The organism is Mycetocola sp. CAN_C7 (genome assembly GCF_015752285.1).
GTDB lineage: Bacteria > Actinomycetota > Actinomycetes > Actinomycetales > Microbacteriaceae > Mycetocola_A.
In genome coordinates, this window is record NZ_JADOUY010000003.1 from 450,679 (window position 1) to 462,966 (window position 12,288).

The 12,288-nt window shown below is 65.0% G+C and carries 14 protein-coding genes; 7 read left to right on the plus strand and 7 right to left on the minus strand.

The annotated features are described in order from the left end of the window. Window positions 1-86: 86 nt before the first annotated feature. Genes IWX78_RS08870 through IWX78_RS08885 form a run of 4 tightly spaced genes read right to left on the minus strand, consistent with a single transcriptional unit; the run spans window position 87 to window position 4,502 of the window. The gene (locus tag IWX78_RS08870) at window positions 87-923 is read right to left on the minus strand and encodes a carbohydrate ABC transporter permease (RefSeq protein WP_196833153.1); all 837 of its coding nucleotides are present in this window, start codon (window positions 921-923) and stop codon (window positions 87-89) included. Then, the gene (locus IWX78_RS08875; protein WP_196833154.1) at window positions 920-1,900 is read right to left on the minus strand and encodes a carbohydrate ABC transporter permease; all 981 of its coding nucleotides are present in this window, start codon (window positions 1,898-1,900) and stop codon (window positions 920-922) included. The genes IWX78_RS08870 and IWX78_RS08875 overlap by 4 nt, the downstream gene beginning before the upstream one ends. 13 nt (window positions 1,901-1,913) lie before the next feature. Continuing rightward, a complete protein-coding gene (locus IWX78_RS08880; RefSeq protein WP_334684648.1) occupies window positions 1,914-3,212 on the minus strand; it encodes an ABC transporter substrate-binding protein in 1,299 nt (432 codons plus the stop codon). A gap of 60 nt (window positions 3,213-3,272) precedes the next feature. Then, on the minus strand, window positions 3,273-4,502 hold the full coding sequence (locus IWX78_RS08885; protein WP_196833155.1) for an aminotransferase class V-fold PLP-dependent enzyme: 1,230 nt from the start codon (window positions 4,500-4,502) through the stop codon (window positions 3,273-3,275). Between the two features lie 235 nt (window positions 4,503-4,737). Here IWX78_RS08885 and IWX78_RS08890 point away from each other — a divergent pair, with 235 nt between their 5' ends. Beyond that, complete coding sequence (locus IWX78_RS08890; RefSeq protein ID WP_196833156.1) at window positions 4,738-5,427, plus strand: FadR/GntR family transcriptional regulator; 690 nt, start codon at window positions 4,738-4,740, stop codon at window positions 5,425-5,427. A gap of 98 nt (window positions 5,428-5,525) precedes the next feature. Here IWX78_RS08890 and purD read toward each other — a convergent pair whose 3' ends face one another. Next, window positions 5,526-6,815, minus strand: coding sequence for a phosphoribosylamine--glycine ligase (gene purD, locus IWX78_RS08895; RefSeq protein WP_196833157.1), 1,290 nt, complete (start codon window positions 6,813-6,815; stop codon window positions 5,526-5,528). Between the two features lie 19 nt (window positions 6,816-6,834). Here purD and IWX78_RS08900 point away from each other — a divergent pair, with 19 nt between their 5' ends. After that, window positions 6,835-7,197 (plus strand): sterol carrier family protein, encoded by a 363-nt coding sequence (locus IWX78_RS08900; protein ID WP_196833158.1) that lies wholly within the window; start codon window positions 6,835-6,837, stop codon window positions 7,195-7,197. Between the two features lie 105 nt (window positions 7,198-7,302). On the opposite strand, the gene IWX78_RS08905 is transcribed toward IWX78_RS08900, so the two are convergent. Next, window positions 7,303-8,082, minus strand: coding sequence for an EI24 domain-containing protein (locus tag IWX78_RS08905; RefSeq protein WP_196833159.1), 780 nt, complete (start codon window positions 8,080-8,082; stop codon window positions 7,303-7,305). Window positions 8,083-8,186: 104 nt separating this feature from the next. Between IWX78_RS08905 and IWX78_RS08910 the strand changes: the two genes are divergently transcribed. The 5 genes from IWX78_RS08910 (at window position 8,187) to IWX78_RS08930 (ending at window position 11,931) form a co-directional block, all read left to right on the plus strand. After that, window positions 8,187-8,663: a hypothetical protein gene (locus IWX78_RS08910; RefSeq protein ID WP_196833160.1), complete on the plus strand. Its 477-nt coding sequence runs from the start codon at window positions 8,187-8,189 to the stop codon at window positions 8,661-8,663. Next, entirely contained in the window at window positions 8,660-9,781 is a 1,122-nt protein-coding gene (gene purM, locus IWX78_RS08915) for a phosphoribosylformylglycinamidine cyclo-ligase (RefSeq protein ID WP_196833161.1), read from the plus strand. Before IWX78_RS08910 ends, purM begins: the two co-directional genes overlap by 4 nt. Window positions 9,782-9,811: 30 nt before the next feature. Further along, a complete protein-coding gene (gene purF / locus IWX78_RS08920) occupies window positions 9,812-11,269 on the plus strand; it encodes an amidophosphoribosyltransferase (protein ID WP_196833162.1) in 1,458 nt (485 codons plus the stop codon). A 100-nt stretch (window positions 11,270-11,369) separates the two neighbouring features. After that, window positions 11,370-11,528: a hypothetical protein gene (locus tag IWX78_RS08925; protein ID WP_196833163.1), complete on the plus strand. Its 159-nt coding sequence runs from the start codon at window positions 11,370-11,372 to the stop codon at window positions 11,526-11,528. Between the two features lie 64 nt (window positions 11,529-11,592). Continuing rightward, on the plus strand, window positions 11,593-11,931 hold the full coding sequence (locus IWX78_RS08930) for a TIGR02611 family protein (RefSeq protein ID WP_196833164.1): 339 nt from the start codon (window positions 11,593-11,595) through the stop codon (window positions 11,929-11,931). Window positions 11,932-11,944: 13 nt separating this feature from the next. Here IWX78_RS08930 and IWX78_RS08935 read toward each other — a convergent pair whose 3' ends face one another. After that, window positions 11,945-12,139: a DUF3073 domain-containing protein gene (locus IWX78_RS08935; RefSeq protein ID WP_196833165.1), complete on the minus strand. Its 195-nt coding sequence runs from the start codon at window positions 12,137-12,139 to the stop codon at window positions 11,945-11,947. Window positions 12,140-12,288 lie beyond the last annotated feature (149 nt).

Below are 12,288 nucleotides of genomic sequence, written 5' to 3' on the forward strand. Positions count from 1 at the left end.
TGACATGGCAGTTGCGCACTCAAACCCCGCATCTCTCGAGGTTTTGGGTGCGCAACTGCCATTTCGCGGCTTGCGGAAAGAAGGACCTAGCCCTTCACCGCCCCAGCGGTCAGGCCCTGCACGATGTATTTGCTCGCGAAGGCGAACAGCACCATGGTCGGGATGATCGTCAGCACTGCAGCCGCTGACATGGAGCCCCAGTCGATGTTGTAACTCGAGATGAACCCGTTGAGCGCCGTCGGGATCGTCTTGTTCGAGTCACGGTTCATCAACGTCACCGAGAGGAACAACTCGTTCCAGCAGTTGACGAAGTTGAAGATGAACGCGGCGACGATCCCGGGCTTCATCACCGGAACGATGACACGGAAGAGAGCTCCGATCCGCGAGCAGCCGTCGATCATCGCTGCTTCCTCGAGAGCATCGGGGACGTTCGCGAAGAACCCGCGCAGCATCACCGTCGAGAACGGGATGCACACGGCGATGTAGATGAGGATGAGCCCGAACTTGTTGTCGACGAGCTTCAGCTGAACCATCATCAGGTACAGCGGCCCCAGTGCGATGAACGACGGAATCATCTGCGTGACGAGGAACGCCATCAGCAGCGCACCCTTCGTGCGGAAGTCGAACCGGGCGAGAACATACGCCGAAAGCATCGAGATGAGCGTCGCGAAGATCGCGGCGACCGTCGAGATCAGGAGGCTGTTGAGGATGTACGTGCCGAACTGCGCCTTCTCGAACAGGCCGACGTAATTCTCGATCGAGAAAACTTCGGGCCAGTAGGTGAGCGGGTAGCTGAAAATCGCACCTGGCGTCTTGAAGCTCGTCACGATGATCCAGTACAGCGGGAACACTGTGATGATGAGCCACACCCCGAGGAACAGGATGCGGGTCACCCGCGCGGGCATCGTCTCCTGGTTGATCATGACAGCACGTCCTTCTTTTCTCGGATGGCGACCAGGTAGAAGGCGGAGAACACCATGAGGATCGCGACGATGATGAGACCGAGAGCGGATGCCACGCCGTAATCACCCCGCTGCGTCGTACTGATCATCCACGTGGTCACGATGTGCGTCTGGTTCGCCGGTCCACCGCCGGTCATCGCCCAGATGATGTCGGGGAAGTTGAAGATCCAGATCACCCGCAACAGCACGGTGAGGGCGAGCGTCGTGCGGATATAGGGGATCGTGATCTGGAACAGCATCCGAACTTTGCCTGCGCCGTCGAGCGCTGCCGCCTCGAACAGTTCGTCAGGAACGGACTGGAGCGCGGCGAGGATCATGATCGCGAAGAATGTGACCCCGTACCAGACGTTGGCGATCGTCACGGCGAGCATGGCCGTGCTGGGGTCGGCGAGCCAGGGGATCGGGGTGTCGATCAGCCCGACCTTGGCGAGCAGGTCGTTGACGACACCGAATTCGCTGTTGAACATCCAGCGGAACAGGATGCCGATGAGGAAGCCCGAGATCGCCCACGGGAAGAAGATGAGAGCCTGGTACAGGCCGCGGAACGGGAACTTCCTGCGCAGCCAGAGCGCGATGGCGAAGCCGAGGATGAACTGCGGAATGATCGAGCCGATGACCCAGACGAGGGTGTTGCCGAGCACCGTGTAGAACACCGGGTCGGCGAAGATCTTCTCGAAGTTGCCGAATCCGACCCAGGCCGTGTCTGTGAGGTTGTTGAGGTTCCAGTTGCGGAACGCCATCTGTGAGCCCTGGATCATCGGGTAGTAGATGAAGATCGCGACGAAGATCAGGGCGGGGGAGAGGAACGCGAGGATCGAGAGGCCTTTGCGCAGCGTGAAGGTGCGGCGTGACCCGGCGCGGAGGCCGTTGTCCTGCCCCGCGGGAGCGCCCGCCGTCGTCGACGGGCGCTCCACGGGTGGTGTCTGGGATCGAGTCATGAAAGCGGGAAACCTATTCGGTCTTCCACTTGTCGGTCCAGTAGGCGTCCCAGCTCTCGAGAAGCTCGTCCTGCGTCATGTCGCCGATCAGGACCTGCTGCACCTCGGAGTCGGACTTCTGGATCCACTCGGTCCACCAGCTCGAGTCACGCGGCTGGACGGCTGAGATCCAGGTCTCCGGGTCCTCGTTCATGGTGACGTAGCTCGCCCAGGCGCCGGTCTTGTAGAACTCGCTTTCGGCGGCATCCTTGAGGATCGGGACGAGGCTGTTCTTCTCGGCGAAGGTCGTCGCCGCGTCACCCTCGCTGAGGAACGCGATCAGCTTGGCTGCCTCTTCCTTGTGCTCGCTGGCCTCGGCGGTGCCCCATCCGGCCGTCGCCATCGGCTGGATGGCTTTGCCAGACGGGCCGACGAGGAGGGGAGCTGTCGACCACTGCTCGGCCGTGATTGCGTCTGACTGCTCGACGGTCGCGATGACCTCGGGGTCCTGCAGGAGGAACGCGGTCGAACCGTTCGAGAAACCCTCGACCATCTCGGGGTAACCCCACGCGACGGATGACGGCGGGGATGCCTCCTCGAAGAGGTCGAAGTAGGTCTCGAGGGCGTCCTTCGCCTCGGGGGCGGAGAAGATGGTGTCCCCGTTGGTGAGCTTGAAGGCGTTTTCTTCGTCGATCTGGTCTGCGACGTAGGCCTCGATCGCGACGACGACGTTCGAGTTGGCGTTCGTGCCACCGCGGAATGCGTAGCCGAACTGGTTCTTCGCCGGGTCCTGAAGTGCTGTGGCCTGCTCGAGCAGGTCCTCCCAGCTCGCCGGCGGCCCGTCGAATCCGGCGTCCTCGACGAGGTCGGTGCGGTAGAACAGGCTGAGACCGTAGAAGCCGTACGGCACATAGAAGGTCTCGCCGTCGGCGTTCTTCGCGTACTTGGTGGCATTCTCGGTGAGGTTCGCCCAGCCGTCCCAGTCCTCGAGCTCATCTGACATGTCGGCGAGCCAGCCGTTGGTGGAGAACGGACCGACAGTGATGTCGCGGACCTCGACGACGTCGACGCCGCTTCCGGCCTGAAGCATCTGCTGGATCTTCTGGTCGGCCTGGTCGGTCGGGGGAGACACGAGCTCGACGGTGATATCCGGGTTCTCCTCCTCGAAGTCGGCGATCAGTCCCTTGAGCACCTCGGTCCGTGCCGGGTTGGTCAGGGACTCGACCATCTGCAGGGTGACGGATCCGTCGCCCGCGTCTGCGGAGCATCCTGACAGTGCGAGTGCGGCGGTCAGACCGAGCCCGAGCCCGGCGAATGACTTTCGAATAGCCACAGCTTTCCTCTTTCCTGGGTTTTCTGAGTGGTGCGAAATGTGTTGGAACGGTGGTGCGTACTACGGCGCGGAGGTTGCCTCCCGCGCCCACTCGAGGAGCGCTGGAACACAGCGCTCGGCGAAGATGTCGAAATCGGTTGGGGTGTTGTAGACGTGCGTCGACAGCCGGAAATAGCCGATGCCGTCGAAGCTGGTGAACGCACCCTCGACGCCGAGTTCGCTGACGACCCGGTCGCGCAGGGCATCCGCAGACGGGTGGGTCGTCGCGATGCCGGCAGGCAGGCGCACCAGTCGGAGCGCGTTCACCGGCATCCCGACGTCGACGAGGTGGTCATCCCCGGTGACCGCGCCGAACGCGTCGGCGATGCGGTGCTCGGCATAGTCGGCGAGCTCGGACAGATACCTGCGCGCGGCATCCCAGCCCCAGGTCTCTTCGATGAAGTCGAGCGAGCGGGGTGTTGCCAGGTAACTCGTCTGGTCGAGGGTTCCCTGGGTGTCGAAGCGGTCGGGGTAGGGGTACGGCGCACCCCAGGAGTCGACGAGCGGGTACAGTTCATCGGCGAGGTCGCCCCTGGCGACGAGCGCGGCCGTTCCGCGCGGGGCGCAGGCGAACTTGTGCAGGTTGCCGACCCAGAAGTCGCAGTCGATTCCGTCCATCGGGCTCGCGTAGAGACCGGGTACGTGGGCGGCATCGACGAGGACCGGGATGCCGCGGCGTTTCGCTTCGGCCGAGATCGAGCCGACGGGGAGCACCCGGGCGGTCGGCGACGTGATCTGGTCGATGACGACGAGCGCAGTTCGGTCGCTGAACTCGACGACGATCGCGTCGTGCGCTTCTGAGGCGGTCGCCCCCAGCGGGATGTGGGCGGTGCGGACCGTTCCGCCCCACCGGCGGGCGAGGCGCTCGGCACCCATGGTGACCGCGCCGTACCCGTGGTCGGTGACGACGATCTCGAGCCCGCGGGTGACCGGCAGGCTCGAGTAGACGACGCTCGCCCCTGCCGATGCGTTCGGCACCAGCGCCGTGCGGTCGACGTCGACATCGAGGAATGCAGCGATCCTCGTGCGGGCCTCGCGGACCAGGCTGGGGAGGGCAGGGAACCAGGCGACCGGGGCGGCATCCATCTCGGCTCGCAGTGCATTCTGCAGCTCCTGTGTGACCCGCGGCACCGCACCGAACGAACCGTGGTTGATGTGCACAGACGATTCGTCGAGGGTCCACGCCCCGGCCGCAGCGCCGCCGTCGGGCAGAAGCAGGGGAGCCGGTGCGGCGAGAAGCGGAAAATTCATGGTGCCTGTGGTCTCCTGTCTGCGGATGTCGTGGTTCGACTCTACGAAGACATTGGATGACTTGGATTACATCTTTGTTTCCGGGCCGTGAATAAGCACTATATGACGAAATCCGCGTAAAGTCATCTAATGACTTAAGTGATCGGGTTGAACTCTGACGGCGCCCGACCCACCGACGCCTTCGTCCACTAACCTGTGCACAATCCCTGCGGATTGCGGTAGAGAGGAACTCCAGATGTCAGCGGTCGACGACGCCTTCCACGGGCTCCGCCACATGATCGCCTCCGGGCGCCTGGCCGCCAGCCAGAAATTTCCGCCGGAAGCCGAACTCTGCGAAGAACTGGGGGTCTCCAGGGGATCACTGCGCGAAGCTGTGCGGATGCTGTCAGCACTGGGAGTGATCGAGTCCCGTCACGGGTCGGGGACGTACGTCTCGCAGCTGCGCCCGGAGGAGATCGTCGGCAGCCTGGCGCTCACCGTCGACCTGCTGCCGCTCTCGGGTCTGCTCGACATGTACGAACTGCGTCGGGTGCTGGAATCACACGCTGCCGCTCAGGCCGCCGCGCGCATCTCGCCAGCCGACCAGGAGGAACTGCTCGGTCTGATCGAGGCGATGGAGGCGACCGCAGACCCCGACGAGGCTTCGGCGCTCGACGCGCGCTTCCATGCGGCCATCGCCGCGACCGGCGGGAACCCCACCCTCATGGCGTTGCTCGGGGTATTCCGTTCGCGCTCCCGGGCGTACCAGATCTTCGAACTGCCAGACGGCCCTGAGCTCAAGCGGATCAGCGATCAGGGCCATCGCGCCATCGCGGACGCGATCGTGAAGCGCGACCCGGTCGGAGCATCCGTCGCCGCAGCCGCTCACGTCGCCCAGACCGAGGCGTGGCTCCGGCTCTACCAGCCGCCGGTCAGCGAGCGTTGAGCGCGCCGAGCGCGCCGATTGCGCGCGAGATCGCAGTTACGCACCCATGAACCAGCCTGACGGATGATATGGGTGCGTAAGTGCATTTTCGCGGCCGTCTAGGTCGCGACGCGGGCCGCGATGTCTGTGCGGTGCTGAGCACCATCGAGCCTGATCTGCCCGAGCGCGTCGTATGCGCGTGATCGCGCTTCGCCGAACGTCGTTCCGAGCGCGACGACGCTGAGCACGCGTCCACCGGTGGAGACGAGATCGCCGGCCCTGGCGCCAGTCGCCGCGTGCGCGATGTGCACGCCGTCGACGGCATCCGCAGCGGTGAGCCCGGTGATGGGGCGACCCGTCAGTGGCGTGCCCGGGTAGTTCTCGCTCGCGAGTACGACAGTGACCGCGGCGTCGTTCGAGAATGTGGGCAGCTCATGGCTGCCGAGGGTTCCGGTGGCTGCCGCGAAGAGGAGACTCGAGAGCGGCGTCGTCAGGCGCGGCAGGACCACCTGTGTCTCGGGGTCGCCGAAACGGGCGTTGAATTCGATCACCCGGATGCCGCGATCGCTGTCGCCGTCACGCCTGGAGGTGAGGATGAGGCCGGCGTAGAGCAGGCCGATGAACGGCGTCTGCTCGTCCGCGAGCTGAGCGATGACGGGTTTCGCGATCGTCGTGAGGACCTCGTCGACGAATGCCGTCTCACTGCCGAAGGTCTCCTCGAGCCAGGGCAGGGGAGAGTACGCGCCCATTCCGCCGGTGTTCGGGCCCGCGTCGCCATCGGCGAGTCTCTTATAGTCCTGCGCGGGGGAGAGCGGGACCACGGTGTGGCCGTCACTCACGAAGAAGAGGCTGACCTCCTGGCCGTCGAGGAACTCCTCGACGAGGACGCTGCCCTGCTCGAGGTAGGTCCTGGCGTGGTCGATGGCCGCAGCCCGGTCGGTGGTGACGAGCACGCCTTTGCCGGCGGCGAGGCCGTCGGCCTTGACCACATACGGAGCGCCGAACAGGTCGAGCGCCTCTTCTGCCTCTGCCAGTGTGCCTGCACGGGAGGCACGCCCGGTCGGCACGCCGGCGGTGTCCATGATCCGCTTGGCGAACGTTTTGGAGCCTTCGAGCTCGGCCGCCGCGCGACCAGGGCCGAAGACGGGGATGCCCTGCTCGCGGAGTTCGTCTGCGACGCCGGCAACGAGTGGAGCCTCGGGACCGATCACGACGAGGTCGACAGCTGCGGCGATCGCGTGATTGGCGACGGCGACCGGGTCGTTCGCATCGAGGTCGACGGTGTCGACGACCCGCGCGATGCCCGCGTTGCCCGGGGCAGCGGTGATCTCGTGGGAAACACCCTCTGACAGGAGCGAGAGGATGATGGCGTGTTCGCGGGCGCCCGAACCGAGGACAAGGATCTTCACGCGTACTAGCCTAGAGCGCATGGCACGTGCCCGTATTCCTGACGACGTAGGGCGCGCGGCGGTCGATCGGGCCGTCCGCGAGGCCGCATCGCGCGACGATTACGCTGCCGCTGTGAGGTACACCCTCCAGCTGCTGGCCGAGCGGTCAAGCGGCAACACCCTCGAGGTGCGAGTGCCGCCGTTCGGCGCTGTCCAGTGCATCGAGGGTCCTCGCCATACCCGCGGCACTCCGCCGAACGTGATCGAGACGGATGCCGAGACCTGGCTGGCGCTCGCCACCGGGTCGATGTCGTGGACGGATGCCGTCGCGTCGGGCACCGTGCTGGCATCCGGTGGGCGCGCCGACCTCACCGGGCACATCCCGGTGCTTCGAGACCCCTGAGCGTCCGGGCTCGCCCGCGCTGCACCTGTGTGTCGATGCTGTCGTTGCAACCGCAGCATCGACGAGAAAGTGCAGCATCGATGCCGTTCGCGCTTTCCGCCGACGTCAGAGTCTGTCGCTCTCCCCGAGGGCGCGGCGTGCCAGCAGGGTCGCCCCGGCTGCGGCGGCCGGCATGGTGACGAGCGCACCCAGCGGCAACAGGAAGAGCAGGAAGACGCTGACACCGAAGCCAAGGGTCGTCGAGCGCTGGGCCGTGAGCAGCCGTCGCCGGTCGTCGAGCCGCAGCCCGCGGCGTTCGAACGGAACGGTGGTGAGCTCGAGAGCGAGGAACCAACCCCCGGTGAACGCACCGAGGACGGCCGCACAGATCGGACCGACGAGCGGGATGAACCCGAGCAACAGAAGTCCGAGTCCGATCAGCACGGTGAGCGCGAGGAGCCGGATCGACTCCCAGATCCCGCGACCGATGGACGGCCAGAACGGCACCTCGACCTCCGAAGGGACCCCGCCAAGAGACTCTTCGACCCGCTCCGAGATCTTCTCGAAGAACGGCTGGCCGAGAAGAAGCGTCACAGCAGCGAAGAGATAGACAAGGAGCAGGACCTCGGCCGCGATGAGTGCTGCGGCGACGAGGAACCGCAGCCCCGAGCGAAATCCCTCGTCCCACGATGCGGCGAACGGGGTGAGGAATGTCGCGACGTTTTCGAGGTTCAGAGCGAGAACCACCACGGCGACGCTGAACAGGGCGAGGGTGATGACGCCGGGAATCGCCCCGATCAGCATCAGGCGCGGTGAGGTGCTCCACAGCCGGAACCCCCGACCGAGCAGTCGAAGCCCCATCAGGAATCCCGCCACGAACCCGGTCTTCGTTCTCTCGTCCGTCATCCTCACAGGCTAGTGGCGACCTCGCGTGACGCACCGTTGCGTCGTCCCTCTGCCCAGAAAGGGGAGCGGGATGAACACCCAACTTTCTAAGGGACAATGGAGGTATGAACACTGAGCCGTCCCGCTCTGAGCAAGACCCCGTCTCCGCACCGTCCGTCCCGGACTCCGGGTCCGTTCCGGACTCCGGCCGCAGGACCGTGCGTGTGCGTCGCACCCCGAAGTTCGCGAACTTCGCCCTGCTCGGTGCTCTGCTCGGAGCCATCACCGCGTTCGTGCTCACGGTCGCGATCCCGCCTGACCCTGAATATGCCCGTTCGCGCGGCCTTCCGGAGTTCTCCCAGTTGCAAGTCTTCGGTTTCCTCCTGCTGATCGGGGTCGTCGTCGGCATCGCCCTGGCCCTCACCGTCGCCATCCTGCTCGACCGCCGCAACGACCGCAGGAGCCCGACGGTCGAAGCCGATAGAGTTGACGTGCGAGACGCCTCCGACACCGTCACGGTCGTCGAACCGGATGCCGAAGACACGGAATCCACGCCGGCACTCGAGTACAATCCCCGCACGACGAATGAGGGCAACGCGTGAGCACACACTCTCCGGTCGAGGACTCCTCCACGAGTTATCGGAAGGCCGGTGTCGACACCGCCGCCGGAGACCTCGCGGTCTCGCTGATGAAGTCAGCCGTCCTCAACACGCACGGCCCCGAGGTGCTCGGAGGAGTCGGCGGGTTCGCCGGGCTGTTCGACGTCTCGTTCCTCACCTCGTACACCAGGCCACTTCTGGCCACCTCGACCGACGGCGTCGGCACCAAGGTAGCCATCGCGCAGGCGATCGACAAGCACGACACCATCGGGCAGGACCTCGTCGGCATGGTCGTCGATGACATCGTCGTCGTCGGCGCGAAGCCCCTCTTCATGACCGACTACATCGCCTGCGGCACGGTGGTCCCGCAGCGAATCGCAGACATCGTCGCCGGGATCGCTCGCGCCTGCTCCGCAACCGGAACCGCCCTTGTCGGGGGAGAGACCGCTGAGCACCCCGGTCTCCTCGGGCCGGATGACTACGACGTGGCAGGCGCGGCAACGGGCGTCATCGAAGCCGACGATCTTCTGGGTGCACACCTGGTGCAGGACGGCGACGCCGTCCTCGCATTGGAGTCCTCCGGGCTGCACTCCAACGGATACTCGCTCGTGCGGCACATCCTCGCCGAACGCGGCATCGCATTCACCGATATCTCGGCCGAACTCGGTGGCGTCGTCGGAGAGGTCCTCCTCGAGCCGACCCGTCTCTACACGTCCCCGCTCCTCGACCTCATCGGCCGGCACCCCGGGACCGTGCACTCGCTCTCGCACGTTACGGGCGGCGGCATCGCCGCGAACCTCGCCCGTGTGCTTCCCGCCGGAAGCTGGGTCGAGGTCGATCGCAGCAGCTGGTCGCCTGCGCCGGTTTTCCGCACGCTGAGCGATCTCGCGTCGTCGAGCCTCGAGAGTGCAGAAGGAACCTGGAACCTCGGCATCGGCTTCCTCGCGGTCGTTCGAGCGGATGCCGCACCGACCATCTCCGCAGATCTCACTGCCGGTGGCATCCCCACCTGGCAGGTCGGAACCGTGTCGACGACCGCCCGCGACCTCAGCGGCTTCGAGCAGGGCGCAAAGGGTGTCGACGGCGGAGCCGTCCGCCTGGTCGGAAGCTACTCCCATTAACAACAGCGCAACGCAAGGAGCCCGCTAGGTATGTGCGGCATCGTCGGCATCGTTTCACCTGAGCCTGTCAATCAGCAGGTCTATGACGCACTGCTGCTGTTGCAGCACCGTGGACAGGACTCGACGGGTATTGCCACCGCTGACGGTCCGACGTTCCACATCCACAAGGCCAAGGGCCAGGTGCGCGAGGCGTTCCGCACCCGTGACATGCGCTCCCTGCTCGGCAAGATGGGCCTCGGCCATGTGCGTTACGCCACCAAAGGCATCGCAGACAACGAGCAGGAAGCCCAGCCGTTCTACGTCAACGCTCCGTACGGCATCATCCTCGTGCACAACGGCAACCTCACCAACACCCGTGAGCTCGCCGACGACCTCTTCCACATCGACCGCCGACACGTGAATTCCACGAGCGACACCGAGATGCTGCTCAACGTGCTGGCGACCGAACTGCAGTCGCAGATCACCGGACTCGAACTCGACCCCGACCAGGTCTTCACCGCCGTCTCGCAGGTGCACGAGCGGGTTGAAGGATCGTATGCCGCCATCGCCATGATCGCCGGGCACGGCCTGCTTGCTTTCCGTGACCCGTACGGCATCCGCCCCCTCATCCTCGGCAAGCGATCCGCCGGCCTGGTCGGAGAAGAGTGGATCGTCACCTCCGAGTCCCTCGTTCTCGAAAGCGCCGGATACGAGGTCGTGCGGGAGGTCGCGCCGGGTGAGGCCATCTTCATCACGACGTCCGGCGAGATGTACTCCCGTCAGTGCGCGAAGAACCCGCGTCTCGTTCCGTGCTCGTTCGAGTACGTCTACCTGGCCCGCCCCGACTCGGTGATGAACGGCATCTCGGTGTACGAGGCACGACTGCGGCTCGGCGACCGTCTCGCTGGAACGATCGCCGAACACACCCCGATGGGCGACATCGACGTGGTCATGCCCATTCCGGACTCCTCGCGGCCCGCTGCCATGCAGGTGGCCCAGAAGCTCGGCATCGAATACCGCGAGGGCTTCTACAAGAACCGCTACGTGGGTCGCACATTCATCATGCCCGGCCAGGCCCAGCGTAAGAAGAGCGTGCGACAGAAGCTCAATGCGATGTCGACCGAGTTCAAGGGCAAGAACATCCTCATCGTCGACGACTCGATCGTGCGTGGGACGACCTCGAAAGAGATCATCGACATGGCACGTGCTGCCGGTGCCAACAAGGTGACGTTCACCTCGGCGGCGCCTCCTGTGCGGTACCCGCACGTGTACGGCATCAACATGCCGTCGCGTGCAGAACTCGTGGCGCACAACCGCAAGATCCCCGAAATCTCGCGCGAGCTCGGAGCCGACCGCCTCATCTACCAGGAGGTCGAAGACATGAAGCAGGCCATCATCCAGGGCTCGAACGTCACCGAGCTCGAGATGAGCTGCTTCACCGGCGACTACGTCACCGGAACGGTGACCCCCGAGTATCTCGACTGGGTGGAGCGCAACCAGCTGTCCTGACCCTCAGGCACACCGCTCGCACGAAGTCAAGACTGTGCAGGCGGATCAGTCGACATCCTTCGTTCGTGACAGAGTTCACTCACGAAAGGGGTTCGACATCATGAGCATTGCACGCACAGGTCAGCGGCTATCCAGCCCGTTCACCGAGGTCCGTGAAGCAGCGCGCGATGAACTCCTGATGACCATCGCCGGGGTCACCGGGATCGTCGTCGTCGCCGCCGTGATCGCCGTCGTCGTCTCGGTCAGCGGCATCCTCTGAGTTGACGGGCTGACGGGCTGACGGCTCGGGGCAAAGTTCCAGCCTCACGCTCTAGCGTGAGGCCATGGTTTCCGAAGTCGAACTCCGTCGCGACATCGCCGAAGGCGAGAATCCCGCGCACCCTCTCCGCCGGATGCTGCGATCACTGCGCGCGTGGATCGACACGCGTCCGCGGCTGCGCAGCGTCTACCGACTGGTCGTCGGGGTCTTCGGCGGCGGAACGGCAATTCTCGGGCTGCTTCTCGTCCCGCTGCCGGGACCAGGGTGGCTCATCGTCTTTCTTGGACTTGCTCTTCTCGGCACCGAATTCCGCTGGGCGCGCCGACTCGCTGGCTTCCTCAAACGTTCAATGTCACGATTCTGGGCGTGGTGGAACAAACGCCGGGCAGCTCGCGCCGCGTAGAAACGTCGCTGGGTCAGGCCCGCTTGGGTTCTCCTGCGGGGTAGTCGTCGGTGTACTCCGACCACTTCGCTGCCTCGTCGCTGTAGGCGTCGTCGTGTGAATGACCCGTGAGCTCGCGCTCAAGAGCGTCGTAGTTCACATCAGGACTAAACGACTTCAGCTCACGCGCGATCTTGGTGTGCTTTGCCTTCTGACGGCCACGCCCCATGCGAGACCCCCTTACGAATTAGTAGCGGGGCGGTGAAGATCCGCCCTATGGTTTTCACCCACCAGGGAACGATAAAGACTAACTTCGATCTTAGCATGGTGCCCCACCGGGAACCGCCGTCGACGCGGGCGCCAGCCGGGCTCGTTCAC